Source organism: Chryseobacterium edaphi, from assembly GCF_025628985.1.
Lineage (GTDB): Bacteria > Bacteroidota > Bacteroidia > Flavobacteriales > Weeksellaceae > Chryseobacterium > Chryseobacterium edaphi.
In genome coordinates this window covers 339,251-365,753 of record NZ_JAOTEM010000001.1, presented here as the reverse complement: position 1 = coordinate 365,753, position 26,503 = coordinate 339,251, and the positions used below count along the sequence as shown (strand labels likewise).

The following is a 26,503-nucleotide window of genomic DNA, read 5'->3' as shown; positions in this document are numbered from 1 at the left end:
TATTAAGTTTAATCATTCTGATTTTAAGCTGATAGCAAAGTTCACCTGAGAAACTTTACAACGCAAAAAATCTTAATGGTTTAAAATGATTAGTTATAAATAGAAAATGCTGTTGATATTTCGACAGCATTTTTTAATTCTAAAACATTATAATTAAATTTTTGAAGTTTTATTATGTTTAATCATTCTGATTGTAAGCTTAAAGCGAAGCTCAACTTAAATATTCTTACAAGCTAAAATATCTTAATGTTTTAAAAAAATTAATTTTTATAAAAATGTTTCGGGAACGCATCTTCCGGTTTCATTCTGAAAACATTCAGCAAAATCCATGATTTCAGAAAACCGTAACCGTATGAAAACATTTGAATATAGGTTGAAATAACCGCCATTCCTGCAATTGCAATATTCTTTGTCACAATCATTGCATGAATCAAAACCATAAATGTATAAAGACCGTAAAATGCGAGAATGATTCCTTTATGAAAAATAAAATATTCAATAAAACCTAAAATATATCCCAACAAAAACAGAGTCGGAAACGCAAAGGAGATTTTCACATATTTCGGATGTCTTTGATTTAAAATTGGTCTCGCACAACCAAATTGATACACTTGTTTTGAAAACTTGCCAAAATCGACGCGTCTTTTATGATACACAGCAATATCATCGAAAAAAGCAGTTGTAAAACCGTTTTCCCAAAGAGTCATCGAAAGATCCGGATCTTCACCGATTCTCATTTCTGAAAAACCTCCTACTTTTTCAAAAACTTCCTTCTTCACTCCCATATTAAAACTTCTCGGCTGAAACTTTGAAACTGCCTTTTTATTTCCTCTGATTCCGCCAGTTGTAAAAACCGAAGTCATCGAATAGGATATTGCTTTTTGCATCAGATTAAAACCTTTGTGCGCCTTATCTGCACCGCCAAAAGCATCACACGGAATGGTGATAATGTCTTTTTTAATATTCTGAATATAATCTTTCTCCACAATCACATCGCTGTCTACAAAAACAAGCCATTCATTGGAAGCTCTTTTCGAACCGTAATTTCTTGACAATCCGGGACCAGAATTATCTTTCCTGAAATATTTAATATCTAAAATCCCCCCAAAATTATTGATTGTCGGTTTCAAATCGATGAGTGAACCGTCATCAACAATGATGATCTCAAAAACCTTATCAGTTTGAAAAGTAAGAGAATTAAGAAGCTCAAAAAGCTCGTCTCTTCTATTAAATATAGCAACGACAATGGAAATGGTTGGGTTCAAATGGAATTTTTTTCAAAATTAATTATTCAGGAATGAACTTACAAACTGTTTCGAGTTAATTAAAATATAAAAATGGTAATACACAGTTTGTCATTTTGTAGCAATCTACATTCATGCCTTACAAACTTTGCTAAGATTCCTTCGGAATGACAAAAATGTCATTGAGTAGCAGCTGAAGAAAAAAACATTATCCTATTTAAGGCTACAATTCATATACTTGAAGTTCTGTTTTATTAAATTCTAAAATTTATATAAATATTCCTGATTTAAAATAAACCACCAAAACTACTGATACAACGAATAAGATTTGTGAACTGCTAAACAATAGAAATTTAAAAAGACTTTTAAAATAATAAAGTCCTAAGTGATAAAGTGCAAAAAACACAACAAAGGAAATAACCAATCCGATCATTGAACAAACAATCAAAGTCTGTGTAAAATTTTCTGCCGGTAATGGATTTTTAAAAACGAAAAAAATTAGAATGGCAGATAACAGAAGTAAACTTCCACTCCACCATTCTACCATATATTTTGATTTTTTCTTTGACTTTTCTTTTTCGTTAAAAGACTTAAAATCCGAAGAACTTCCAAAGAAACTCAACAGATCATCAATAAATCCTAAGCCATCAAAAAAGTCAAAATTCATAAATTTTAGTCTTCTTTATTCTCAATCTTATGCAACTTCTTTGTTCCTTCATACATTTCGTACTGCAAAAATCTGGTTTCCAGTTTTCCGTTAAAAAGCTTGATTTTTCTTGAAGGTCGCAATCCTATTTTCTTTGGTGCATCCAAATCTGAAGAAATCAGCCACGCCAAAGTATTCGGATAGCTTGTTTTGAAAGTATCTCCTATTTTCTTGTAAAAATCGTCATCATTGATAGAAATTCTCTCGTCATAAGGTGGATTGAAAACCATTAATAATGGGAATAAATCTTTTTTGGTATCAAAGAAATTTTCTCTTCTCACTTCGATCACGTCTTCCATTTCTGCAGATTCTATATTGTCTCTTGCAGCATCCAGCATTCTTCCATCGATATCATAACCAACGATTTTCCCGTGAAATTCTCTGATCCTCTCTATTCTGAATTCTTTAATTTTAGTAAATAATGCTTCATCATAATTTTTCCAGTTTTGAAAAGCAAATCTCTTTCTGAAAAGCTGTGCAGGAAGATCCATTGCGATCATTGCTGCTTCGATCAAAAGAGTTCCCGAACCGCACATCGGATCAAGAAAGTTTCCTTTTCCGTCCCAACCTGCTAACTGAAGCATTCCGCTTGCCAGAACCTCATTGATCGGTGCTTCACCCTGTTCTTTTCTGTACCCTCTTTTAAACAAAGCATCACCCGAAGAATCCAGCGAGATCGTCACCAATTCTCTGTCGATATGAAGGTGAAATTTAATATCCGGAGATTTTGTTTCGATGCTTGGTCTTTTTCCGTATCTGTTTTGGAAAAAATCAACAATCGCATCCTTCATTTTAAAGGTCATAAACTGAGAATGGCTGAATCTTTCGGAATTTACCGTAGAATCGATCGCAAAAGTCTGATCAACACTCATAAAATCGTCCCACTCAAATTTGAAAAGCTTTTCGTAAAATTTTGTTTCGTTGTAAGCTTTAAATTCTTCGATGGGAACAAGGATTTTCAAAGCCGTTCTCGCAGAATAATTGATTTTGTAGAGAAAACCAAGATCTCCTTCACAATTTACCGCACGATTTTTAAGTTCTACGTTTTTTCCGCCGAGTTTTTTGATTTCTTCCCCTAAAACAGTTTCTAATCCGAAGAATGTTTTTATCTGAATTTTTATATTTTCTGTATCCATAAGTTATCATTAAAAGATTTAATTATTTAAAAATCAAAAGATTATAGAGTCAATTCTTATTTTAATTGAATGTCTCAATTCTTCAATATTTAAAATACATTTCTTTTAACCGCACAAATTTAGTTATTTTTGCATTATGGAATGGTTTGAATCTTGGTTTGATACGCCTTATTATCATTTGCTTTACAATAATAGAGATTATACGGAGGCAGAAAATTTTATCACAAAACTGACACAGGAACTTCAGCTTCCACAATCTTCAAAGATTATAGACCTTGCCTGCGGAAAAGGAAGACACTCGGTTTTTTTGAATAAATTGGGCTACAACGTTCTTGGTTTGGATCTTTCTAATCAAAGTATAGAATTTGACAAACAATTTGAGACTTCGGCTTCGCTCAGTCCGACAGAACCGGAATTGCGTTTTAAAGTTCATGATATGCGCAATCCTATCGATTCTGAACCTGTAGACGCAGTTTTTAATCTTTTTACGAGTTTCGGATATTTTGATAATGAAGCTGATGATAAAAATGTTTTCCAGTCAGTTTACAATGCTTTAAAACCTAATGGATATTTTGTTCTCGATTATCTGAACGAAGAATATGTAAGACGAGTGATTGTTCCTGAAACGACCGTTCACAGAGAAGGTATTGATTTTAATGTTTCTAAAAAAATTGAGGGAAGACATATCATCAAAGACATCCGTTTTGAAGACGATGGGAAATCTTTTCATTTTTTTGAAAAGGTAAAGCTTCACACTTTGGACACAATAAAAAACTACGCTGAAGAATGTGGTTTTGAAAGGGTAAAAATCTGGGGAGACTATCAGTTGAATGATTTTGAGAAAGAAATTTCGCCTCGTTGCATCAATTTATTTAAGAAAAAATAATTGAAAACCAAGACTCTTTTATATGGTTTTCAACAGTATTTATTTAGTTTTAACATTGTTTTCAATTTATTTTGGATGGGAATTTGGATTTGGAAGCAGTCATACACCTCCACTTCCGTTTGTCGTTTCCACTTTATTATTGATTATTGGAATAATTTTAATTTTTCTTAAAACACTTTTCAAAGATAAATACAGTTATAAAATTCATTTAGGTTTAACATTTATAAATTTTTTAGTTGTTATAATTTGTTTACTATTAACTTTTATTTAAAATGATTTTCATTCTATTAATATTAAGTGTAATTGCTGGAGTTTTTCTAGGGAAATTCTTTGGTAAGAAAGAGCAGTTTGCCAAAAATCTACTGATTTTAAGTGCCGGTTTTTTGATTACCATTTGCTTGAACGAAGTTTTTCCACAGGTTTACGCATCAGAAGTGAGCGGAAATTTAGGAATTTTTGTGATTGGCGGAGTTTTACTTCAAATGATTCTCGAAGCACTGACCAAAGGTTTTGAGCACGGACATTTTCATCACCATAATGAAAGCAGCAATATTTTGCCTGTTGCGTTAATGGTTGGACTTTTCATTCATGCTTTTATTGAGGGAATTCCTTTGGCAAATGAAACCAATCCGTTATCGCCTTATCTTTTAGGGATTTTGTTTCACAATCTTCCGATTTCTTTTATTTTGGGTGCGTTTTTGTTTAACAGATCGGGCTCGAAAGCTTCATATCCCTCATTGTTGATCGTGGCATTATTTGCTTTAGCATCACCGATGGGAATGTTATTGGGAAATTATTTCAATCCAGATTTACAGCCTTATTTCCTAGCAATTGTGGGTGGAATTTTCTTACATATTTCATCTGTGATTATTTTTGAAAGCAATAAGAATCACAATATCAATTGGTCAAAAATAGGCTTGGTGATTTTGGGTGTTTCTTTGGCATTACTGATGCATTTATTTCATTCTCATGATCATGGTCATCATCATTAATCGATTATTCAATTTAAATGAGTTAGTTTAATTTTTAAGCTCTCGCGGATTAAGCTAATCAAGCAGATTTAAAAAAATATTTATTCAATTCAATAAAACAGGAAAGGCTTCGAAATTGATTCGAAGCCTTTTTATATGTTTAAGAAAATTTATGATTAGAATTTCCAGCCTAAAGTAAGGAAGAAATTGTTTCTCACATTTTTCACATCCGATACTACTGAATTTGGAGTTGTTACGTCAAAGTCTCCTGAGTAATAACCTGTATTGTAATTATTAAACTCATATCCAGCCAAAAATGGATTCTTGTAATCTGAGCTAATATTTTGATAAGCTGCATCAACATAGAATGGTCCGAAATCATATCCGATACCTGCACCGATTGTACTTCTATCACCTAAAATAAAATTGCTATAGCTGTTATTGCCTACACCTCCCGTATTAGAAAAAGAACTGATCGTCGTGGTATCAAACGGGCTTGAAGCATAAGAGTAACCTCCTCTCAGTCTAAATGCCTTGATTCTGTATTCTGCACCAACTTTTATTTCTGATAAGTTTTTATAGCTGTCGCTAAAAAAAGAATTTAATTCTGCTTCCGCGTCACCCTGCACTTTATATCTCGGCTTCGTTAAACCTAAAGTATAATCTACGTTGATCGCAAAATTTTTGTTCGGAACAAATGCACCACTCAAAGTTGCTTTCATTGGAGATCTGAAAGTTCTGTCTTCAACGAAATTATCATAGTAAATTCCGTCTCCACCATCATAATAATCTCTGTAGGCTCTATCGATTGTCCACCAAGTAGGTGTTTCAATTGAAGCACCCAATCTCAACTGATTGCTCATTTTGCCAATAATCCCTAAAGTTCCCGAGAAACCGCTAGACTTCTCAGAATATGGAGTGTATTGCTTATCGAAAGTCGTAACAGAATTATCTAAATTTAAACCAAAAACTGCACTGTCATACTGCTCCATATCAACTCCGTGCATATTCAAACTGGCTCCGAAATACCAAGCATTGTTGTAATTTGCACCTACACCGACATTAAATTTAGTCTGAGTACCGTATCTGTTGTAAGCATGACCCAAATAAGACATATTTCCCACAACATTATTTCCTCCTGAATCAACAAGGTTTTTAGCGATAGAAACATTAGAATTTCCCGGTGATTCAATATAATCTTCTAAAGATGTTGTTGAAATATTCGCAGCTACATTAATAAACTTCCAGGGAGTTTCTGTCATGAGCTGAAAAGTTGCAACACCATTTACGTTCCCAACATTGAACTTATCAATATTGTAGTTTATCGATGAGCCAGCTAAAGACGCTGTATTTTTGTTATTAGTAAATGATAAAGTTCCTGAAATATCTCCCGCAATAGCAACACCAATACCTGCAGGGTTGGTAAGCAACGCAGTACCATCACCACCTAAAGCTCCATTTGAACCAGCCATCGCATTGAATTTCGAAGAACCTACCATCGGAGTATTGGAATATACATCAATCGAGTTTCTGATTACTGAAATATCCTGAGCCTGCACAAAAAATGCTGCAGAAATACTCATTATGACTAAAGATTTTTTTAACATTATTTTATTAATAGTTATTGAGTTTTAAAAATTATCTACCACCAGATCTGAAACCGCCGCCTCCGCCGCCTGATCTCATACCACCTCCGCCACCAGAAGAACCTCCGGATCTGAATCCGCCACCTCCGCTATTACCAGAGTTGAAACCTCCTGATCTGAAACCGCCGTTATCATTTGATCTTGGTTGAGATTGTTGTTGGTTATAATTTGGTCTTGTGTTGTTGTAATTAGGTCTTGGTTGTTGATAGTTAGGTCTATTTCCTGACTGATTTCTAAAACCACCGTTCATAGTTCCTTGTTGTCTGAATCCGCCATTTGAAGAACCTTGTCTGAAACCGCCGTTGTTATTTCTAAAACCACCTTGTCCCTGACCGTTTCTCATACCAGAACCATTATTTCCATTTCTGAAACCAGAACCGTTTCCGTTATATTTATTGATTCCTATAGTATTGTTAGTAAATCCTCTACCGTTTGCACCGCTTCTTCTGTAAGTAGGTCTATAATAGTTTCCTCCCCAATATCCTGCTCCACCGTACCAGCCGCCATAACCGCCACCGTATCCCCAGTAAGGATTATACATTCCCCAATAAGGAGAATTCCATCCCATACCCCAATATGGGTTATATCCGCCCCATCCCCAAGAGCTTCCCCAGCCGAATGACATTCCCCAACCAGAGCCCCAGTAAGGACTGTAACCGCCGTACCATCCCCAAGGTGAACCAAATCCCATTCCCCAACCCCAAGAGTTGTCGTAGATGTTGGTTTCGTTCCCAGCGAAATTACCCCAGTCAGAATCTGTAGCATTGCTATTATTTGAATTACTCCAAGTGTCGAATCTGTTGTCGTATTCGGATGAATTGATCTGAGAATTTTCTACAATGCTAGATTCAGGATAGTAATCGTAATATTCTCCTACTCTGTTTCCTTGATCACCATTGATAATCACTCCTTCAGGAAGTGTATCTTTATTAGGATCATAATATACTCCGTCTGTTTCACTATAACCTCCCACCTGAGCACCGCAAGACATTAATAGTAAACCACTTGAAACGGCCAAAATCCCTTTAGATTTTAGCATCCCAAGTAAATTTTTATGTATATTTCTTTTCATGATAATGTAAAAATTTTTAATTTAAATTATATTTGCAATCTGTACCAAAAATATACCAAATCGTTGGTAACAAATATCTATCAAAAATAGATTTTTATTTTTAGATTACAATAAAAGAGAAAAGTTAAAATATTAAAATAAAATTAATGGCAAAATTAACCTCAAGAAGCGAAGATTACAGCAAATGGTATAATGAATTGGTTGTAAAAGCAGATTTAGCTGAAAATTCCGGAGTACGAGGATCGATGGTTATCAAACCTTACGGATATGCAATCTGGGAGAAAATGCGTGACGAAATGGACAAAAGATTCAAGGAAACTGGTCACGTTAACGCTTATTTTCCGCTATTCGTTCCCAAAAGTTTATTTGAAGCAGAAGAAAAAAATGCAGAAGGTTTTGCCAAAGAATGTGCAATTGTAACTCATTACCGTTTAAAAAATGATCCGGATAATCCAGGAAAATTAATTGTTGATCCAGAGGCAAAATTAGAAGAAGAATTGATCGTACGTCCAACTTCTGAAGCAATTATCTGGAATACTTATAAAGGTTGGATTCAGTCTTATAGAGACTTACCGATTTTGATTAATCAATGGGCAAATGTTGTTCGTTGGGAAATGAGAACCCGTTTGTTTCTAAGAACTTCCGAGTTTTTGTGGCAGGAGGGTCACACCGCTCATGCTACAAAAGATGAAGCTTTGGAAGAAGCAGAAAAAATGAATAATGTTTATGCAGATTTTGCAGAAAAATTCATGTCGATGCCCGTTGTAATGGGTTTAAAAACTCCGTCAGAAAGATTTGCAGGAGCTGACGATACTTATTGTATCGAAGCATTAATGCAGGATGGAAAAGCACTTCAGGCAGGAACTTCTCACTTCTTAGGACAGAATTTCGCAAAAGCTTTTGACGTAAAATTCACCAATAAAGAAGGGAAAATAGAGCACGCTTGGGCAACATCTTGGGGAACATCAACCCGTTTGATGGGTGCCTTAATTATGACGCACTCTGATGATTTCGGCTTAGTTTTGCCTCCAACTTTGGCTCCAATTCAAGTGGTGATTGTTCCTATCTTTAAAGGTGAAGAACAATTAAATCAAATTAGTGAAGTTGCATTGGAAATTCAGAATAAATTAAAATTGAAAGGAATTTCCGTGAAATTTGATGACGATACTCAAAACAAGCCAGGCTGGAAATTCGCTGAATACGAATTGAAAGGTGTGCCTTTAAGAATTGCAATGGGACAGAGAGATTTAGAAAATAAATCTGTAGAAATTGCAAGAAGAGATAATCTTACAAAAGAAACGCGTCCGCTGGAAGGTTTAGATTCTTATATCGAAGATCTTTTGAAAACGATCCAACAAGATATGTACGATAAAGCTCTTGATTTCAGAAAAAACAATATTACTAAGGTAGATTCTTATGAAGAGTTTAAAAAAGTTTTAGAAGAAAAGGGAGGTTTCATCTATGCACATTGGGACGGTACGGATGAAGAGGAAGCTCAGATAAAAGAAGAAACCAAAGCTACAATTCGTTGTATTCCTTTGGATGATGATATTGAAGATGGCGTTTCCCTCATCTCGGGAAAACCATCAGCCAGACGAGTTTTATTTGCGAAAGCTTACTAAAACTTAACTTAAAAAAATTAGGGAATCTTTAAAAATTGATGAAATTTTTAAAGATTTTTTTTTGAAATTAATATTTGGATAGATTTTTGTTTAAATTTATAATACATTAATCTCAAATAATTTATTATGTCATTAAACATCATCGACTTAATCAAAGGACAGCTTGGTTCCGCATTGGTAACGCAGGCTGCATCGCAATTGGGCGAAAGTGAATCCGGTATTTCAAAAGCTATCGGAGGATTGTTACCTGCTGTTGTGGGGGGCTTGGCAAACAATTCAGACAACCCGTCAGTTTTAGATGCAATTAAAACTGCTCCTTCTCAGGGAGTTTTGGGAAATCTTTTAGGATTGGCTTCAGAAAATACCTGGATTCAAGGCTTGTTGGCATCAATTTTTGGTGATAAACTGAGCGGTTTGGTTAATTCTATTGCAACTTATGCAGGAATAAGCAACAACTCTTCATCTTCTTTACTTAATTTAGTTACAGGAGCAACTGTAGGCGCTGTAGGAAAGTATGCCGCTGACAATAATCTTGACCAATCTGGAATTTCAAGTTTACTGAATGATCAGAAAGGTATCGTTTCTTCATTATTACCTGCAGGTCTGTCTTTAGCATCATTAAATGTTGGAGATTGGGCAAAAGGATATAAGTTCGACAATGATAACGATGCTATCAAAACTTCTCCAATTTCCACTCCTACTCCAACACCAACTCCTGTTTCAAATGAGGAGCCGAAAATCGAAGTAACAAAAAGTGTTGCTGACGGAGGAACTTTCCCAGACAGACCCACTACTACTTCAGATGGCGGATCAATCTGGAAATGGCTTTTACCTCTATTGCTATTAATTGCTGCCTCATACTTTTTATGGAAGCAGTGCAATAAGAAAGAAACTACTACAACGACCACTGTCGCAGGTGATTCTTTGAATACAACAACAGATAGTTCTTCAATGCAGAATGACACTGTGACCACAATGACCACTACAAAAGTGGATGAAGACATTGATTTAAACGGTACAGCATTGAAAGGTTACAAGGGAGGAATGGAAGACAACATGATTACTTTCCTGAAAAGCGGATCTTATGCAAGTGCAGCCGATGATGCAGCTTTAAAAGATAACTGGTACAACTTCGACCATGTTAATTTCAAAATGGGAAGTGCAAGTGAATTGGAATCTGGTTCTCAAGGTCAGTTAGAAAATTTAGTTGCTATTTTAAAAGCATATCCTGAAGCTAAAATTAAAATTGGCGGATACACTGACAAAGTGGGTAACGAGGCTGCCAACGTAAAACTTTCTGGTGAAAGAGCGACTTATATTAAAGATTGGTTGGCTAAACAGGGAGTTGGTGCACAAGTTACAGGAGCAGATGGGTACGGAAGTAAATTTGCAACCGTTGATGCAGCTGCTACTGACGCAGAAAGAGCTGCTGACAGAAAGATGGCAGTAAGATTTACGAAATAATCTTATTTTTAAATATCAAATTAATCCCGAAGAATATTTTCGGGATTTTTTATGTGAAATTCATTTCCATTTCATTTATTTAATTAAATTTGTTAGTCATTTCTAACAAATGAAACTTCAGTATGAAAAACGCCTGGCGAAAAGATAAAATATCCAACTCATTACCAGAGGTATTCTCCTCAATTTCCATACCTAAAGGTTCAAGTTTTTGGAGAAAATATTTGGCTTTTGCGGGTCCCGGATTAATGGTTGCAGTTGGTTATATGGATCCCGGAAACTGGGCGACCGATATTGCCGGCGGTTCACAATTTGGGTATACTCTACTTTCTGTAGTTTTGATTTCGAATATTTTCGCAATGGTCTTGCAGCATTTATCAGTAAAACTGGGTGTTGTTGCTGAACGGGATCTTGCTCAGGCGTGCAGAGATCATTTTAGACCAACGACCAATTTTATTCTATGGCTATTTTGTGAAATTGCCATTGCCGCCTGTGATTTGGCAGAAGTCATCGGTTCTGCTATTGCTTTAAATTTACTTTTTGGAATTCCGTTGACTTGGGGAATCGTGATTACTACAATTGACGTTTTAATTATCTTATTGCTTCAGGCAAAAGGTTTCCGCTGGATAGAAAGTATTGTCGCAGGATTAATGTTTATCATTCTTGTTTGTTTTGGATATGAAATTATTATTTCTAAACCTGAAATCAATGCTATTTTGGGCGGATTAATACCTCAAAAAGAAATCATCACCAATCCCGCAATGCTCTACATTGGCATCGGAATTTTGGGAGCTACCGTTATGCCTCACAACTTGTATCTTCATAGCAGCATTGTTCAGACAAGAGATTACACCCGAGACAAAGAAGGTAAGAAGGAAGCTATCAAATATGCAACGTTAGACAGCACAGTTTCTCTGCTATTGGCCTTCTTCATTAATGCTGCCATCTTAATTTTAGCTGCAGCAACTTTTCACACAACAGGAAATAAGCATATCGCAGATATTCACGATGCTTACAAAATGCTGACTCCAATTTTGGGCGCTTCCATGGCGAGTATCGCCTTTGCAATTGCACTTTTAGCTTCCGGACAAAACTCTACACTTACCGGAACGCTTGCCGGACAAATCGTGATGGAAGGCTTTTTAAACATCAGATTAAAACCATGGCTGCGACGTTTAATTACAAGATTAATTGCCGTAATCCCCGCTTTAATTGTGACAATCATTTATGGCGAAAAAGGAACGACAGACCTTTTAGTTCTAAGTCAGGTTATTTTATCAATGCAGCTAAGTTTTGCCGTAGTTCCACTCGTTATGTTTACCAGTGACAAAGCAAAAATGGGTGAATTTGTTAACAAATCATTCTTAAAAATTTGTGTCTGGATTATCACAGCAATTATAATTATTTTAAACCTTTATCTTCTGTATCAGACATTTTTTGGGGAATAATTAATTTCACAATCGAGTTTGAAAAAATTGACTACAAAGTACTTGACCTTTCACAATTATATTTTTTCAGGAGCTTTTTCCCGCTTTCCGCTACAATCTTTTTTTTCAAAAAAGGATTTCCACTGCAATCGGGGCTATGGGATTAGTGATCATTTTCAACATTTGTTATTGATACATTGTCTGCCTAAATGTCCTGATTTTTTCTTTGGCAAAATCTTTGACAAACATGGAGTATAAAAAGTTATTGAAACATGGAAAATCAGGATATCAACGAAGAAAATATCAATAATCAGGAAGAGATCAATCCACAAACGGAAACGACAACAGAAGAAAATGTGACAGAAACGCCTACCGCAGAAGAACTTTTGGCAGTAGAAAAAGACCGTTACATCAGATTGTACGCAGAGTTTGAAAATTATAAAAAAAGAACTTCAAAAGAGAAGATAGAATTCTTTACTTATGCTAACCAGGAAATGATGGTTTCTATGCTTGGAGTTTTAGATGATTTTGAAAGAGCTTTAAAAGAAATCGCTAAAAACGGTAATGAAGCAGATCTTCAAGGCGTTGAGTTGATTTACAACAAGTTTAAGAACAAATTAACGGAGAAAGGATTAAAAATTATGGAAGTAAGAGCTGGTGACAATTTCAATGTTGATTACCATGAAGCGATCACTCAGATTCCTTCTCCTTCAGAAGAATTGAAAGGTAAAATTGTAGATGTGATCGAAACAGGATATACTTTAGGTGATAAAGTGATCCGTTTTGCAAAAGTTGTAACAGGAAATTAATTATCAGCAATGGGTAATGAGTGATCAAAATTACTTATTACCCATTGCTCATTACTTATAAAAATATGTCAAAGAGAGATTATTACGAGGTTCTTGAGGTCAGCAAATCTGCGAGTGCCGACGAAATAAAAAAAGCATACCGAAAAATGGCGATCAAATATCACCCGGATAAAAACCCAGGAGATAAAGATGCTGAAGATAAATTTAAAGAAGCTGCGGAAGCTTACGAAGTCTTGAGTGACGACAACAAGAAGGCGCGTTATGATCAATATGGTCATGCAGGAGTTGGCGGAGCAGGAGGCTTTGGTGGCGGTGGTTTCGGTGGTGGAATGAATATGGAAGACATCTTCAGCCAGTTCGGAGACATTTTTGGCGGCGGCGGTTTCGGTGGATTTGGCGGCGGCGGAGGAGGTCGTCAACAGGTAAAAGGTTCTAATTTAAGAATCAGAATCAAGCTGAATCTTGATGAGATGGTGAACGGAACCCAAAAAACTCTTAAAGTAAAAAAAATGAAGATGGCAGAAGGTGCCACTTCAAAAACGTGTCCTACATGTAACGGAGCCGGAGTTCAGATGAAGGTGATGAACACAATGTTCGGACAAATGCAGACACAGACTACTTGCGGAACTTGTCAGGGAATCGGTAAAGTTGCCGATAAAATTCCTGCAGGAGCTAACGCGCAAGGTTTAATAAAAGATGAAGAGGAAATCTCAATCAACATTCCTGCAGGTGCAAGAGACGGTATCCAGCTAAATGTAAGAGGAAAAGGAAATGATGCACCTTTTGGTGGAATTCCCGGAGATCTATTGGTGATTGTAGAAGAAGAAGTAGACAAAACCATTAAAAGAGAAGGTGATAACCTTCATCAGGAATTATACGTTTCCTTTGCTGAAGCAGCGTTGGGAACTAAAAAAGAAATTCCTACGGTTGGCGGAAAGGTAAAAATTACCGTTGATGCAGGAACTCAATCAGGAAAAATCTTAAGATTAGCAGGAAAAGGCTTACCGAGCATTGACAGTTATGGAAAAGGTGATATGTTTATTCACATCAACGTATGGACTCCTCAGACGCTGAATAAGGAGCAAAAAGATTTCTTTGAAAAACAAATGTCAAGCGGTGATATGGTTGCAGAACCTTCCGGAAAGGAAAAAACTTTCTTTGATAAAGTGAAAGATTTATTCAACTAAAAATAAAAAAAGAGACTTTTTTGCAAAAGTCTCTTTTTTCACTTCATCTAATATTTAATTTTATATATTTAAAGGTAGCAATTCATTATGAACTATCAACTTCAGCTTCGCACACCAGATTCTAATGGTAATCTGGTTTTCAATACAATTATTTTTGATGCATTCAAAGTCAATATTGTAGAGAGATATTATGGTATGGTTCCAAAATCATGCGATGTCTTATTCAAAGTGAGAACTCTGGATGATCAATTGATCAAAAGAAAAGATGGACACGTAAAAATCAGAATCAAAGATGAAGATTACGACACTTATAAAACTTTAATCAAAGTTTTCAGCACTTACGAATATAAAAACAAACTCATTAGCAGAAATGATGCACAACAAGATTTTGTACATTTTATTTTGAGATTGGTGATTATAAATTATAATTTAAACTAAAAATTTTCTCTATTTTCGTATTTCAAATACGGAAAATTCAAGTCTATGAGAAAATTGATTATTCTTACATTGTTTAGTGCAATCGGTTACGCACAGGAAAGTCCCAAATATTTATTTGATGATTTGTACTTTGCAGATCCTTCCGTTCATGTATTCAATGATAAAATTTACATTTATCCATCACATGATATCCAGACTGATGTGAAAGATGCCGCCAATGGAGCACATTTCAACATGAAAGATTATCATGTTTTGACTTTGGATAACGTTAACCAAAAAGCAAAAGATTATGGAATTGTCTTAAAACTTGAAGATGTTTCCTGGGCAAAACAGCAACTTTGGGCTCCTGATGTTGCTAAAAAAGGAAACAAATATTACCTCTACTTTCCTGCAAAAGATAAAAATGATCTGTTTAAAATTGGAGTTGCTTCGAGTAATAACCCATCCGGACCGTTTAAAGCTGAAAAAACTCCAATTATTGGAACTTACAGCATTGATCCGACAGTTTTAAATGATAATGGAAAATATTATATCTACTTTGGAGGTTTAAAAGGTGGTCAACTTCAGGAATACAGAAATAATAAACATTCTAAAGTCTATCCTGAACTCCAAAAAGAAGAAAATGCTTTATTGCCAAAGATTGCTTTATTGAAAAGCAATATGAAAGAATTGGCTGAAGAACCAAAAGATGTTTTAATTCTTGATGAAAACGGAAATCTTTTAAAATCAGAAGATCAAAACAGACGTTTTTTTGAAGGTGTTTGGATTCACCAATACAACAAAAAATACTACCTTTCCTACTCTACGGGAGAAACTCACAAACTTGTTTACGCAATCGGTGAAAATCCTTACGGACCATTTACTTTTAAAGGTGAAATTCTGACACCTGTCGTTGGATGGACAACCCATCACAGTATTGTTGAAATCGGCAAAAAGTGGTATTTATTCTACCATGACAGTAAAAATTCCGGTGGCAAAAGTTACCTGAGAAGTTTAAAAGTGCGTGAATTGAAATATGATGATCAAGGTTTAATTCAGACAATGAACGGTCAGGATTAAATTTTTTAAAGTAAATATTTTAATTTATTATTGAGGTAAACCAAAGCAAAACTTACTGGAATCAATATCGCCAAGAAAATCAGGATTTTAAAAGATTGAAGTTCTTCGTAAAAAGTAGATTTCATGATTAGCGGATGTACAACATAAATTGCTGTGGAAAGGTTTGCTAAGATTTTAGTATTGGTTTTTACATAAACATTCTTAAAATATAAAAACACTAAAGGACACGCAAACAACAACGAAAATAAAATATCTGTACTTTCTGAACCGATCCAATAATAGTCAAGAACAGCTTCTCCAATGACGCAAAAAACTGTCAGAATCACCAAAAAATACGAATATCTGTACTTTGAAAGATCTATTTGATGCTTATTGATTAGAAAACCAATCGTCAGAAAAGGAAAACATACAAAGAGAAAATTTCTGTAAAAAAGATACATATTCAAAACCGAATCCTGTTCTTTTTCAAAATAATGAAGATTTCCTAAAACCTGTACAGCATATCCGATTAAAAATAAAAAGACAGTCAAAAAAATCAGTATTGAAGAACTTTGTTTTCGTAAAAGAAAAAGAATAGTTCCCGAAAAAAAAGTCCCAATCAAATACCATAAATGATGATACCCGAAAATAATCATGAGTAAAATCTGGTCATTATCTTTCCAATATGAAATATAAATCAACATCCAGATTGCGTACAAAAGGAATGTTCTGAAAAGCCATTTTTTAAGCTTTTTAGAATGATCAATATGCAAAAAGTAAAATCCTGTTATGACCAGAAAAACAGGAACTGCGATTCTAAATAATCCATTAACTAGTACATAACTTAACTGCGGATAAGTATCTTTTAAAAAATTCATGTGCAAAAACACAACAAAAAATGCCAGGATAATTTTTAAAATATCAATTGTTAAATTTCTGCCCATATTTATAACAGCAAAAAGTCAGTTAAGACTCGGTTTTTGCAAAAGTAAATGAAATTTATATTTAAATAAAAAAACCTGCTCAGATAAAAGCAGGTTTAAATATTTGTAGTTAATTCTTTTAAGCTTTTTTACTCAACATCTTAAATATAGATTTTCCAAGCGTGAAAACAGCCACTGCAGCCAAACCTCCAGTTAGACCAAAAACTATTTGTTTCAAAATGTTTGGCCACTTTGGTAAAATGTGATGGAGATATTCTACTCTATGTGCAAAAATATCACCGGCAACCATTATCAATGCAATGGTTCCTACAATCCCCAATCCTTTAATAATCCAAGGTAAGGCATCAACCAAAAACTGACCTAGCTTCGCAAAAAATCCTTTACCGTTACTTTTTTTAATTAATTTAAATCCTGCATCATCCATTCTTACAATCAAAGCAACAATTCCGTAAACTCCTACTGTTGCGATAATTGCAACCAAACTCGTTACAAGAATCTGAGTAATAAAAGGATGACTTTCCTCTAAAACTGTCCCCAAAGCAATGATCACAATTTCGATAGACAATATAAAATCAGTCGTAATTGCAGATTTCACTTTCGCTTTTTCAGAATCTTCAGCACTTTCTTCTTTTTCAATTTCTTCTACTACTTCATGACCTTCTTTTTTTCGGTGAAATAAAAACTCGATGATTTTTTCAACTCCTTCAAAAGCAAGATAAAAACCTCCCAAGATCAGAACATAATTGATTGCAGGTTGGTACAACCAGTTCAAAAGAAATACCACTGGAAGAATGATCAGCTTGTTAATAAACGAACCTTTTGTAATCGCCCAAAGTACCGGAATTTCTCGTGAAGACATAAAGCCAGTTGCTTTTTCTGCATTTACCGCCAAATCATCACCTAATATTCCCGCCGTTTTTTGGGTCGCAATTTTACTTGTTACTGCAACATCATCCATCAAAGCAGCGATATCATCTAAAATCGCAAAAAAACCAGAAGCCATAGTGTTTTAATATTTTTTTAATAGTAGTTAAAAGACAGACAAAAATAATGTTTTAATTTGGAATTGGGAATTGTTTTGGGCTAAGAATATTATTAAAATGGCTTACAATCTAATCTTAAAAATTAATACTAGTTTTGTTACATCTTAAAAATTTCAATGAAAAATTTTCTACTATTTACTTTTTTAGCATTTGCAAATTTATATCTATCTCAAAGCAATCAACGCGTTTCGGTATCCGGAACGAAGTATAGCATGATTCCTCCAGAGGGCTTTGAAAAATCTCAATCTTTCAGCGGTTTTCAACATACGGAATCAGGTTCATCCATAATGATCAATGAGCTTCCGGCATCTTATGAAGATCTTGTGAAAGAATTTACTTCAGAAGCACTAAAATCTAAAGGCATGAATCTATTAGACAAGACCATTATCGATTTTAACGGTTCAAAAGCCAATGTCTTTAAAATAACTCAGGTAGCGAATGGAAAAATTTATTTAAAACAACTTTTAGTATTTGGTGATCAGACAAAAACAGTTTTAGTAAACGGAATTTATCCGGAGATAAATAAAAATCTAGAAGAATCAATAAAAAAATCAATCCTTTCCACCATCTATAATTCAGAACAAAATGTTGATCCGGCAAATGTTGTCAGTTTCTCTGTGGATATTGCAGATAGCGGTTTCAAATTCATCAAATATATGTCTGGAAGTTTACTTTATTCTATTGATGGAAAAATTCCGACAGATAAACCAACTATTATTGTTGGAAATTCAATTTCTAAAATATCAGTAAAGGATTTTAAAAAATTTGCAGAAGATAGATTCAGAAGTCTTCCCGGAGCTAAAGATGCGGTTTTTAAAAATGTGAATAAAATTACGATAGATAATCTTAACGGCTATGAAATTATTGCAGAGGTTAGTGAGAAAGAAGATCAACCACAAATGATTTACCAGACAATTTTATTTAATGAAGATTCTGGCTATTTTATTATAGTTGGCCAAACAAAAGAAAATTTCGAAAAGTACAAATCCCTTTTTCAAAAAATTTCAAAAACGTTTAAAAGAAAATAATTCAGATGTACTTGTGAATAATAAAATAAAATCTTTTTTCTCCTTACCTTTACTCTATGAAAAAGCTGATTCTCAATTACCATTTCTTTGTTTTAGGATTGATTGGCTTTGTTTTAAATTCATGTAATTCTAAATTCCGGGTTTGGGTGGGAAAAGACAGTCAGAAAATTTACAATCTTAAATACGGTCAACACAAATGTCAGAAAATGGACGTTTTTCTCCCTGCTGAATTCGCAAAAGATTCTCCAGTTGTCCTGATTGTTCATGGTGGAGCCTGGAAATACGGTCGTAAAGAACACATGATTAAGATTCAGAAAATGCTTTTTGAAAATAATATTCCGAGTATCAATATGAATTACCGCTTGGTTTCCAAACATTTAACTTACAAAGAACAACTCGAAGACATCAATTCTGTTGTTGAAAAATTTAATTCCTTAGCTGAAAAAGCTGAACTTTTAACTAATAATTATATTCTTCTTGGCGAAAGTGCAGGTGGACATTTGGCATTACTTTACGGCTATCAAAATTCAGATAAAATCAGGAAAATTATTTCCTTAAGTGGTCCTACAGATTTTTATTCAAAGGAATATTTAAATTCATTTTATTCAAAATATACTTCTGGAACAGTTCAGAAAATGGTGGGAAGTAAATTTGACCGGAAAAATTTGTCTGAAGAATTCCAAAAAGCCAGTCCGATCGCGAATATTTCGAATGTTCCAACGCTCTTATTTCAGGGAAATCAGGATTTTTTGGTTAATCAGAAACAGGGTTTAGCATTAGATTCTGCATTGACAGTAATGAATATTCCACACAAATTGGTTTTTATGGAAAATACGGGTCACGCTCCCAGATTTTTCAGTAAAAAGAAAAGAGACAGTATCATTTACCCCAATATTCTTGAATGGATAAAAAATTAACCCACTCAAAAAGCAGGTTAATTTGTATATTTAAATTGATTATTTTTCTTTATCAATCAGATCATCCAAAGTTTCATCTTCTAATTTGGGATTCTCTTTTGGTGCTCCCAACATAAATTTAAGAATAACAGGAAGTGTTGTAATCAATACAATGACAATGATAATGTATTCTAATTTTTCTTTTAGGTTAATTCCAAATTGTACCAAAAACAGCTCATTTAGATAATGTCCCGCAAAAATCAAAAGAAAAGACCACAAAACTCCACCAATAATATTGTCTCTGAGGAAATCTTTTTTATCCATCTTTACAATTCCGGCAATGATGGGTGTAAAAGTTCTTACTACAGGTAAAAATCTTGCCATAATAATTGCCAAAGCTCCGTTTTTTTCAAAAAAATCGTGTGCCTGGAAAAGATATTTCTTTTTAAATAAGAAAGTATCTTTCTTTTTGTATAAAGCAGGTCCTGTTTTGTTTCCAAACCAATATCCTACCTGATTTCCAATAATTGCAGCAAAAGAAACCGCAGTTGCCAGAATCGTAGTATCTAAGAAATCGCTTCCAGTAGAAGTAAAAGTTTCTTTGATGATATCTACCGCATAAATTCCTGAAACAAACAATAATGAATCTCCCGGAAGGAAAAATCCTACAAACAACCCCGTTTCGGCAAAAATGATAAACAAAATAAGCCAAAACCCACCCATTTTGATATAAAATTCGGGGTTTAATAAATCTCTCCAGCTATTGAAATCTTCCATAAGTAATGATGATGAACAAAAATAAGCTTAATAATATTATGCTGAAAATATATTAGCATATTTTAACAGAAATGTAAACATGATATTTTATAGATCGAGATCGTCATCTGAAACCGCCGTTCCATCAGCCATCAGAAAGGCTTTGAGAAAAGGTGTAAGATTTCCGTTCATCACCGCATCAACGTCTGAAGTTTCGTGCCCTGAACGAACATCTTTTATCAATTTGTAAGGATGCATCACATAATTTCGGATCTGACTTCCCCACTCGATTTTCATCTTTCCGGCCTCGATTTCTGTTCGGGCTTTTAAACGCTCTTCCAATTCCATTTCGTATAATCTGGATCTCAAAAGCTGCATCGCTTTTTCTTTATTCTGAAGCTGAGAACGAGATTCTGAGTTTTCAATAATAATTCCTGTCGGTGCGTGACGAAGACGAACCGCCGTTTCTACTTTGTTTACGTTTTGTCCACCCGCACCTGAACTTCGCATTGTTTCAAATGAAATATCGGCAGGATTAATATTGATTTCAATCGTATCATCAACCAACGGATAAACATAAACTGAAACGAAACTTGTGTGACGTTTCGCATTAGAATCAAAAGGTGAAATTCTTACCAATCTGTGAACACCGTTTTCACCTTTCAAATAACCGAAAGCAAACTCACCTTCAATTTCCAAAGTAACTGTTTTTACACCGGCAACTTCCCCTTCCTGATAATTGAGTTCTTTAATTTTATAACCTTGTTTTTCTGCCCACATCGTGTACATTCTCATCAACATTGCAGCCCAGTCGCAGCTTTCGGTTCCTCCTGCTCCTGCTGTGATTTGCAGAACTGCTGAAAGCTCGTCGCCTTCGTTGGAAAGCATGTTCTTAAACTCAATGTTCTCAATTTTCTCCATTAAAAGCGGATAACTTTCGTCGAGTTCTTTTTCAGAATCGGGATCTTCTTTGGCAAATTCCAATAAAACCTGAAGATCTTCAAACTGAGTGTTGATGTCATCATAATCTTCCACCCATTTTTTCTTTGAACGGAGTTGTTTCAGGAAAACCTCAGCTGTTTTAGGATTGTCCCAAAATTCCGGAGCGGCAGTTTTTTCATCATCATTGGAGATTTCTATCTTCTTTTTGTCAATCTGAAGGTATTTATGAAGATCTTCAATTCTTGACTGAATTTCTTTTATCTGGTCGTTGTTGATCACGAATATTTCTTTTTTGCAAAAATAAGATTTAAAATTGAGAGTTTATAATTTGTAAAAATTTAGATAAAATCATCCTTTATCCTCCTCATTATGTTGAAAACCAATCTCTCTTCTTGGCTCTTCAACAATTCTATACGTTTCAAGTTCAGTTTTTAAAGCATTGATTCTTGAAGGAAAATCTTCAGGATTATTAATGATAGCGTCTGCCAAAAATCTAGCAATTTGTTCTAAATATTCTTCAGTCAGTTTACTTGCAGCATCACGCAAAGCAGCACTCAGAATTTTCTGATCGATTGCTAATTTTTCGTTCTTAGTTTTTTGATAGAGATTTTTTATTCGCTTTTTCAGACTTTGAGTAAAATCAATGAGCATGGTATTGCTGAAAACTTTCATTTTTGAAGCAATATCATTCCAGAATGGGATTTTGTCGGCTTTATTGTTTTTTAAAATCTTATATAAAAGTGAATCTTCTTCAAGACCTTTCGTCATCATGTACAAAATAATTTCAGATCTTTCGGCCGCATTTGGAGGAAACACAGGAACCAAAACATCAAATCTTCCCGGAGCCAGAATTTCTTTATCAATCTCAGAAACGGAATTGGCAGAACCGATCATCAAAAGATCTTCTTTCTCAAATTTGCTGATGTAATGAAGAATAATTTCCTGCGTTTCAAGATTGCATGAGGCAATATCTTTTTCTGCTTTTCGCTCGGTCATGATTTCGTCAAAATCATCCATAAAAAGTAAAATTTTATCTTCACTCATCATATTAACCAAAAAATCATTGAAATCAGTTTCTTTTCCGTCAACATAGGAAGTTCCCAGAAAATATTTTTTTACTTCTTTAAATTGATAACTGATGATCTCTGCAATTTTATTTGCCCAGAAAATTTTGCCACTTCCGGGAGGTCCATACAAAATAATTCCCGCAGGTTTGTGAATTCCCCAATCTTTGATCTGCTTTTCATTTAAAAAAGGTTCCAGAACGCTAGAAATATAGAAAAACAAATCTCTGTACCCGATAAAATCACGTTTTTGAAGACTGGTTTTATATCCGAAATAATCATAAACGAATTGATAATTGCCTCCCAATTTCTGATCAATTCCATAGCTGGAAATCGACGATCTGAAAAATCCGTTATCAAAAATATTCGAATCTGTTTCTTGAATGGCCTTTTCTATCTTGTCTTTTGGCTGATTGATAGTTTTGGCAATCTGATCGAGGGTTTTATTTTTATCTAAATCTTTCTCGTAATCTTTGAGAAAATCTGCATTTTCACGCGCAAATTTTTCAAAATCTTTTTTCACCTCAAAATTGGTTGAGATGCAGTCACTCAAATCAAGGTCAAAATCCTGAATAAAAAATTTAATGCTTTCCGGTGATATGTTGAGTTCTTTTGCAAGTTCTGTTAACTTCATAAATCATCTGTTAGTTCTATCAAATTTAATATTTAAATATTAAAAATTGTTTTATTTTCTGGCAACTTGTAACATTTCACGAAAATGAGAGACTTTTTAGAGTATAAACAAAGTACATGGAAAAAGTGTTATCGGTCAAAAATCTGACTAAAAGATTCAAAAGAGTCGTTGTCAACAACATTTCCTTCGATGTGGAAAGAGGCAACGTTTACGGACTTCTCGGTCCCAACGGAAGCGGAAAATCTACTACATTCGGAATGCTTCTTTCAACGATCAATCCTACAAGCGGCGATTGGTTCTGGTTTGGAAAAAAAGGAACCGATTCTGAAACACTGAAAAAAATCGGTGCAATAATTGAACAGCCCAATTTTTATCCTTACTTAAGCGCAGAAACCAATCTTAAAATTGTTGCTGAGATCAAAGGAACTCCGTACTCAAGAATTGATGAAGTTTTGCAAACAGTCGGACTTTTAGAAAGAAAAAAAGATGCTTTTAAAACTTTTTCTTTAGGAATGAAACAGCGTTTGGCGATTGCTTCATCTCTGCTCAATAATCCGGAAGTTTTGATTTTGGATGAACCGACGAACGGTTTAGATCCTGAAGGAATTATTCAGATCAGAGAAATCATAGGAACAATTGCAAAACAGGGCATCACAATCATTATTGCAAGTCACCTTTTGGATGAAATTGAAAAAATCTGTAGCCATGTAATCGTTTTGAAAGACGGAAACGCTATTTATTCGGGTGCCGTTGACGGAATGACCAGCAATGATGGTTATTTTGAACTCAAAGCTGATAACAACACTTCACTTTTAAAAGCTTTGGAAGAACTTCAATGGTTTACTTCTGTAAAAATTGATGGCGAAATCGTTAAAGCGCAGGTTCGTGACGATGCTTCGATTTCCGCATCTGGCTTAAATCAAAAATTAGCTGAAAAAGGAATTTTCTTGTCTCATCTGGCTAAGAAAAAACAATCGCTTGAAAATCAATTCCTAGAACTTGTAAAAAACACTCATTAATCATGTTGAAATTATTAAAACTCGAATATTATAAAAACCTGAATTACAGACCATTCAAGGTTTTCACGATCTTATATTTTGCGATTCTGATTGCTTTTCTTTTTATTGGTTTAGCAGATCTTAAGCTTTTTGGAAATCCTATCAACCTGAAAGAACAAGGAATGTACGATTTCCCGGGAATCTGGAATTTTACAACATGGACGGTCGCTTTGCTTAAGATTTTCTTAGGCTTAATCATTGTATTTTCGATCTCCCAGGAATTCAGCAACAGAATGTTTAAGCAAAATACAATTGACGGACTGAGCAGAGAAGAATTTATTGGTTCAAAACTCATTACCATTACGATTTTTACCGTGATTTCAACCGCAATTGTCTTTGGAATTACCTTATTTTTAGGGAAAAGCTATTCTACAGTTCAGGATTCTGAAATGGTTTTTAAAGAAATGTTTTTCATTGGAAATTATTTTGTAAAATTATTTTCTTTCTTTTGTTTCTTAATGTTTCTATCAATTCTTTTAAGAAAATCTGTATTTGTATTTCTTGCTTTTTTTGTCATCTGGGTCGGCGAATCTATTCTTGGAGGAATCGAAGCATATACAAGATTAACAGGAATGCAGGGAGCTCAGAGAAATGAGGTTCTTCATAACGAATTTTTCTTTAGCCGACTTTTCCCTCTGGAAAGTATGTCTAGTCTGATTCCAAATCCTATGATGAGATTGAACATGGCAAAGATGATGGGTTTGAAATACGAATTTACTTATCCTACAGAAAGCTTAATTGCTTGTTTGATTTGGTGCGCCATCTTCATCATTGGTTCTTACTGGATTTTAAAGAGAAGAGACTGGTAATTTCCTAGTTATCAGATATAAATTATTCAAAAACGAAAGTGATTCATTATTGAGTCACTTTTTTTATTTAAATTTAAACCTATGATTTCAGGAAAGAAAATATACTATGTTCCGGGTTTGATAAGTGCATTATTGATTCCTGTTTTGTTTTGGTATTTGGGAAATCGAAAACTAAATGAACCAATTCCAAATGTTATGGATATGGGACTTCCTGCTAAATTAAACGACAAAAATTACAATTATTCTTTTGAATCTCTTAGAAACTGGAATTATCAAAAAATAATCGTTCAGCCAAATTCCGCAAAAAATAATTCTAAATTTCATGTTTCAAAACTCAAAGAACTTCAAAAGAGAAATGAAAAAGAGACCGGAATCGAATTTATTTTAGATAACAACAATTCTTATGGTGATTTTGCATCAATTTTAAATGATTTTCACATAGCTAAACAAGAAACTTATGGTTTAGATTTAGATAAAACCGGACATCTTTTTGCTACGGTCAATTATCAAGATCCGAATGCAAAAGATATAGAATATGATTGTTTACTTTGTAATGACACGATCTATAATGAATATAAGCCCACATTTTTCGATAATACTCAATTTTTTATAATGCAACTTCCCAAAGAAACCTTTTATTTAATCTTTGGATTTTTAATTTTTCTCAATATTTCAATGTTCAACATCAAAGAAAGGTTTTTAAACTAAAAAAGTTGCCTTTCGACAACTTTCATTTTTATTTTTTTGCTTCTGGAAGTGCATTTGCTTTTTTCGCTTCTTCAAAAAGTCCCGGTTCAATATGACAATATCCACCCGGATTTTTATCCAAATAATCCTGATGATAATCTTCAGCTCTGTAGAAATTTTTTAATGTCTCAACTTCTACAACAACCGGTTTAGAATAATTTTTTGCTAATTTTTCAACTTCAGCTTTTACGATTGCTCCTGTATTAACGTCAGTAAAGTAAATTCCGCTTCGATAGTTGTCTCCCACATCATTTCCCTGTCTGTTCAAAGTTGTAGGATCGATTGATTTAAAATAAAGATCAATCAGCAATTTGAGATCCACTTGATCGGCATCATATTTCACTTTTACGGTTTCTGTAAAACCTGTTGTATGACTTACTACTTCTTCGTAAGTCGGATTTTTAGTTTTACCGTTGGCATATCCTACTTCGGTTTTCACAACTCCTCTTACTTGTTGAAAAAGATGTTCGGTTCCCCAAAAACATCCACCTGCGAAATAAATTTCTTTTACATTAGCTCCATCCATAACGGTCTCATTTTCTTTTTCTTTGTTAATTTCTCCTGTTTTCATTTTTTTTGAATCTCCACAGCTTGCTGCAAATACAGCGATTCCGAGAAACATTCCGAGTAATATGAATATGTTTTTCATTTTTTGTTTGTTATGCTTAGTCATTTTTGTTGATATAATTTTAAAAACACTTTTATTAGATGCAAATTTCACGCTAAAATTAAATTTGATTTCGTTTAATAATTTCTTTTATAATATATACGAAAAATCTTAAAAAAAAGTTTGTTTTAAATGGTTTAAGAACATTTTTTTACACCATTAAGGACATTAAATTTTTAAGAATAAAATACTTTATATTTTTTAAGATTCACCAAGGTGAAATTAAGCACTCTACTTAACATCAATTTAATTGATTCTTAAAATTCCTTAAA

25 protein-coding genes are annotated in these 26,503 nt (G+C 34.0%); 14 read left to right on the top strand and 11 right to left on the bottom strand.

The genetic code is table 11. The annotated features are described in order from the left end of the window. Positions 1-260: 260 nt before the first annotated feature. From NZ698_RS01810 to NZ698_RS01800, 3 genes are all read right to left on the bottom strand, one after another. Positions 261-1,265 (bottom strand): glycosyltransferase family 2 protein, encoded by a 1,005-nt coding sequence (locus NZ698_RS01810; protein WP_263001279.1) that lies wholly within the window; start codon positions 1,263-1,265, stop codon positions 261-263. A 247-nt stretch (positions 1,266-1,512) separates the two neighbouring features. Further along, a complete protein-coding gene (locus NZ698_RS01805; RefSeq protein ID WP_263001277.1) occupies positions 1,513-1,911 on the bottom strand; it encodes a branched-chain amino acid ABC transporter substrate-binding protein in 399 nt (132 codons plus the stop codon). Between the two features lie 5 nt (positions 1,912-1,916). Further along, on the bottom strand, positions 1,917-3,086 hold the full coding sequence (locus NZ698_RS01800) for a THUMP domain-containing class I SAM-dependent RNA methyltransferase (RefSeq protein WP_263001275.1): 1,170 nt from the start codon (positions 3,084-3,086) through the stop codon (positions 1,917-1,919). A 136-nt stretch (positions 3,087-3,222) separates the two neighbouring features. On the opposite strand from NZ698_RS01800, the gene NZ698_RS01795 reads away from it, so the two are divergent. After that, complete coding sequence (locus NZ698_RS01795; RefSeq protein ID WP_263001273.1) at positions 3,223-3,972, top strand: class I SAM-dependent DNA methyltransferase; 750 nt, start codon at positions 3,223-3,225, stop codon at positions 3,970-3,972. Between the two features lie 272 nt (positions 3,973-4,244). Continuing rightward, positions 4,245-4,964 carry a ZIP family metal transporter gene (locus NZ698_RS01790; protein ID WP_263001271.1) on the top strand — a complete coding sequence of 240 codons (720 nt, stop codon included), beginning with the start codon at positions 4,245-4,247 and terminating at the stop codon, positions 4,962-4,964. Between the two features lie 155 nt (positions 4,965-5,119). Here the strand turns inward: NZ698_RS01790 and NZ698_RS01785 are convergent, their stop codons facing one another. Together NZ698_RS01785 and NZ698_RS01780 are read right to left on the bottom strand one after the other, a co-directional pair. Beyond that, complete coding sequence (locus NZ698_RS01785) at positions 5,120-6,526, bottom strand: OmpP1/FadL family transporter (RefSeq protein WP_263001269.1); 1,407 nt, start codon at positions 6,524-6,526, stop codon at positions 5,120-5,122. Between the two features lie 55 nt (positions 6,527-6,581). Beyond that, positions 6,582-7,661, bottom strand: a complete 1,080-nt coding sequence (locus NZ698_RS01780) for a prolyl-tRNA synthetase (protein ID WP_263001267.1) — start codon at positions 7,659-7,661, stop codon at positions 6,582-6,584. Between the two features lie 146 nt (positions 7,662-7,807). Between NZ698_RS01780 and proS the strand changes: the two genes are divergently transcribed. The 7 genes from proS to NZ698_RS01745 all read left to right on the top strand — a co-directional run bounded on the left by proS (position 7,808) and on the right by NZ698_RS01745 (position 15,664). After that, on the top strand, positions 7,808-9,283 hold the full coding sequence (proS, locus tag NZ698_RS01775; protein WP_263001265.1) for a proline--tRNA ligase: 1,476 nt from the start codon (positions 7,808-7,810) through the stop codon (positions 9,281-9,283). Positions 9,284-9,409: 126 nt separating this feature from the next. Further along, on the top strand, positions 9,410-10,747 hold the full coding sequence (locus tag NZ698_RS01770; protein WP_263001264.1) for an OmpA family protein: 1,338 nt from the start codon (positions 9,410-9,412) through the stop codon (positions 10,745-10,747). A 122-nt stretch (positions 10,748-10,869) separates the two neighbouring features. Continuing rightward, on the top strand, positions 10,870-12,192 hold the full coding sequence (locus NZ698_RS01765; RefSeq protein WP_263001262.1) for an Nramp family divalent metal transporter: 1,323 nt from the start codon (positions 10,870-10,872) through the stop codon (positions 12,190-12,192). 251 nt (positions 12,193-12,443) lie between these two features. After that, positions 12,444-12,980: a nucleotide exchange factor GrpE gene (locus NZ698_RS01760; RefSeq protein ID WP_263001260.1), complete on the top strand. Its 537-nt coding sequence runs from the start codon at positions 12,444-12,446 to the stop codon at positions 12,978-12,980. 65 nt (positions 12,981-13,045) lie between these two features. Then, entirely contained in the window at positions 13,046-14,167 is a 1,122-nt protein-coding gene (gene dnaJ, locus NZ698_RS01755) for a molecular chaperone DnaJ (RefSeq protein ID WP_263001259.1), read from the top strand. An 87-nt stretch (positions 14,168-14,254) separates the two neighbouring features. Then, positions 14,255-14,605 (top strand): prevent-host-death protein, encoded by a 351-nt coding sequence (locus NZ698_RS01750; RefSeq protein ID WP_263001257.1) that lies wholly within the window; start codon positions 14,255-14,257, stop codon positions 14,603-14,605. 45 nt (positions 14,606-14,650) lie between these two features. Beyond that, positions 14,651-15,664, top strand: coding sequence for a glycoside hydrolase family 43 protein (locus NZ698_RS01745; RefSeq protein WP_263001255.1), 1,014 nt, complete (start codon positions 14,651-14,653; stop codon positions 15,662-15,664). A gap of 5 nt (positions 15,665-15,669) precedes the next feature. On the opposite strand, the gene NZ698_RS01740 is transcribed toward NZ698_RS01745, so the two are convergent. Then, positions 15,670-16,587: an acyltransferase family protein gene (locus NZ698_RS01740; protein ID WP_263001254.1), complete on the bottom strand. Its 918-nt coding sequence runs from the start codon at positions 16,585-16,587 to the stop codon at positions 15,670-15,672. 118 nt (positions 16,588-16,705) lie between these two features. Continuing rightward, complete coding sequence (locus NZ698_RS01735; protein ID WP_263001252.1) at positions 16,706-17,590, bottom strand: DUF808 family protein; 885 nt, start codon at positions 17,588-17,590, stop codon at positions 16,706-16,708. 156 nt (positions 17,591-17,746) lie between these two features. Between NZ698_RS01735 and NZ698_RS01730 the strand changes: the two genes are divergently transcribed. Together NZ698_RS01730 and NZ698_RS01725 are read left to right on the top strand one after the other, a co-directional pair. Further along, positions 17,747-18,658 carry a hypothetical protein gene (locus NZ698_RS01730; protein WP_263001251.1) on the top strand — a complete coding sequence of 304 codons (912 nt, stop codon included), beginning with the start codon at positions 17,747-17,749 and terminating at the stop codon, positions 18,656-18,658. Between the two features lie 56 nt (positions 18,659-18,714). Next, complete coding sequence (locus NZ698_RS01725) at positions 18,715-19,575, top strand: alpha/beta hydrolase (RefSeq protein ID WP_263001249.1); 861 nt, start codon at positions 18,715-18,717, stop codon at positions 19,573-19,575. Between the two features lie 39 nt (positions 19,576-19,614). Here the strand turns inward: NZ698_RS01725 and NZ698_RS01720 are convergent, their stop codons facing one another. The 3 genes from NZ698_RS01720 to NZ698_RS01710 form a co-directional block, all read right to left on the bottom strand. Continuing rightward, positions 19,615-20,331: a DedA family protein gene (locus NZ698_RS01720; RefSeq protein WP_263001247.1), complete on the bottom strand. Its 717-nt coding sequence runs from the start codon at positions 20,329-20,331 to the stop codon at positions 19,615-19,617. 87 nt (positions 20,332-20,418) lie between these two features. Beyond that, the gene (gene prfB / locus NZ698_RS01715; RefSeq protein ID WP_263001245.1) at positions 20,419-21,531 is read right to left on the bottom strand and encodes a peptide chain release factor 2; all 1,113 of its coding nucleotides are present in this window, start codon (positions 21,529-21,531) and stop codon (positions 20,419-20,421) included. Positions 21,532-21,600: 69 nt separating this feature from the next. Then, positions 21,601-22,950 (bottom strand): AAA family ATPase, encoded by a 1,350-nt coding sequence (locus NZ698_RS01710; RefSeq protein WP_263001244.1) that lies wholly within the window; start codon positions 22,948-22,950, stop codon positions 21,601-21,603. Between the two features lie 116 nt (positions 22,951-23,066). On the opposite strand from NZ698_RS01710, the gene NZ698_RS01705 reads away from it, so the two are divergent. From NZ698_RS01705 to NZ698_RS01695, 3 genes are all read left to right on the top strand, one after another. Continuing rightward, positions 23,067-23,969, top strand: a complete 903-nt coding sequence (locus NZ698_RS01705; RefSeq protein ID WP_263001242.1) for an ABC transporter ATP-binding protein — start codon at positions 23,067-23,069, stop codon at positions 23,967-23,969. 2 nt (positions 23,970-23,971) lie between these two features. After that, positions 23,972-24,817 (top strand): ABC transporter permease, encoded by an 846-nt coding sequence (locus NZ698_RS01700; RefSeq protein WP_263001240.1) that lies wholly within the window; start codon positions 23,972-23,974, stop codon positions 24,815-24,817. 81 nt (positions 24,818-24,898) lie between these two features. Further along, positions 24,899-25,525: a hypothetical protein gene (locus NZ698_RS01695; RefSeq protein ID WP_263001238.1), complete on the top strand. Its 627-nt coding sequence runs from the start codon at positions 24,899-24,901 to the stop codon at positions 25,523-25,525. Between the two features lie 28 nt (positions 25,526-25,553). On the opposite strand, the gene msrA is transcribed toward NZ698_RS01695, so the two are convergent. Continuing rightward, positions 25,554-26,213, bottom strand: a complete 660-nt coding sequence (gene msrA, locus NZ698_RS01690; RefSeq protein ID WP_438265543.1) for a peptide-methionine (S)-S-oxide reductase MsrA — start codon at positions 26,211-26,213, stop codon at positions 25,554-25,556. Positions 26,214-26,503: the final 290 nt, after the last annotated feature.

Bases quoted from the DNA above. Each gene is read 5' to 3' on its own strand.
- NZ698_RS01805 (WP_263001277.1), bottom strand. From the start codon at position 1,911: ATGAATTTTGACTTTTTTGATGGCTTAGGATTTATTGATGATCTGTTG.
- NZ698_RS01800 (WP_263001275.1), bottom strand. From the start codon at position 3,086: ATGGATACAGAAAATATAAAAATTCAGATAAAAACATTCTTCGGATTA.
- NZ698_RS01795 (WP_263001273.1), top strand. From the start codon at position 3,223: ATGGAATGGTTTGAATCTTGGTTTGATACGCCTTATTATCATTTGCTT.
- NZ698_RS01790 (WP_263001271.1), top strand. From the start codon at position 4,245: ATGATTTTCATTCTATTAATATTAAGTGTAATTGCTGGAGTTTTTCTA.
- NZ698_RS01785 (WP_263001269.1), bottom strand. From the start codon at position 6,526: ATGAGTATTTCTGCAGCATTTTTTGTGCAGGCTCAGGATATTTCAGTA.
- NZ698_RS01780 (WP_263001267.1), bottom strand. From the start codon at position 7,661: ATGAAAAGAAATATACATAAAAATTTACTTGGGATGCTAAAATCTAAA.
- proS (WP_263001265.1), top strand. From the start codon at position 7,808: ATGGCAAAATTAACCTCAAGAAGCGAAGATTACAGCAAATGGTATAAT.
- NZ698_RS01770 (WP_263001264.1), top strand. From the start codon at position 9,410: ATGTCATTAAACATCATCGACTTAATCAAAGGACAGCTTGGTTCCGCA.
- NZ698_RS01765 (WP_263001262.1), top strand. From the start codon at position 10,870: ATGAAAAACGCCTGGCGAAAAGATAAAATATCCAACTCATTACCAGAG.
- NZ698_RS01760 (WP_263001260.1), top strand. From the start codon at position 12,444: ATGGAAAATCAGGATATCAACGAAGAAAATATCAATAATCAGGAAGAG.
- dnaJ (WP_263001259.1), top strand. From the start codon at position 13,046: ATGTCAAAGAGAGATTATTACGAGGTTCTTGAGGTCAGCAAATCTGCG.
- NZ698_RS01750 (WP_263001257.1), top strand. From the start codon at position 14,255: ATGAACTATCAACTTCAGCTTCGCACACCAGATTCTAATGGTAATCTG.
- NZ698_RS01745 (WP_263001255.1), top strand. From the start codon at position 14,651: ATGAGAAAATTGATTATTCTTACATTGTTTAGTGCAATCGGTTACGCA.
- NZ698_RS01740 (WP_263001254.1), bottom strand. From the start codon at position 16,587: ATGGGCAGAAATTTAACAATTGATATTTTAAAAATTATCCTGGCATTT.
- NZ698_RS01735 (WP_263001252.1), bottom strand. From the start codon at position 17,590: ATGGCTTCTGGTTTTTTTGCGATTTTAGATGATATCGCTGCTTTGATG.
- NZ698_RS01730 (WP_263001251.1), top strand. From the start codon at position 17,747: ATGAAAAATTTTCTACTATTTACTTTTTTAGCATTTGCAAATTTATAT.
- NZ698_RS01725 (WP_263001249.1), top strand. From the start codon at position 18,715: ATGAAAAAGCTGATTCTCAATTACCATTTCTTTGTTTTAGGATTGATT.
- NZ698_RS01720 (WP_263001247.1), bottom strand. From the start codon at position 20,331: ATGGAAGATTTCAATAGCTGGAGAGATTTATTAAACCCCGAATTTTAT.
- NZ698_RS01710 (WP_263001244.1), bottom strand. From the start codon at position 22,950: ATGAAGTTAACAGAACTTGCAAAAGAACTCAACATATCACCGGAAAGC.
- NZ698_RS01705 (WP_263001242.1), top strand. From the start codon at position 23,067: ATGGAAAAAGTGTTATCGGTCAAAAATCTGACTAAAAGATTCAAAAGA.
- NZ698_RS01700 (WP_263001240.1), top strand. From the start codon at position 23,972: ATGTTGAAATTATTAAAACTCGAATATTATAAAAACCTGAATTACAGA.
- NZ698_RS01695 (WP_263001238.1), top strand. From the start codon at position 24,899: ATGATTTCAGGAAAGAAAATATACTATGTTCCGGGTTTGATAAGTGCA.
- msrA (WP_438265543.1), bottom strand. From the start codon at position 26,213: ATGAAAAACATATTCATATTACTCGGAATGTTTCTCGGAATCGCTGTA.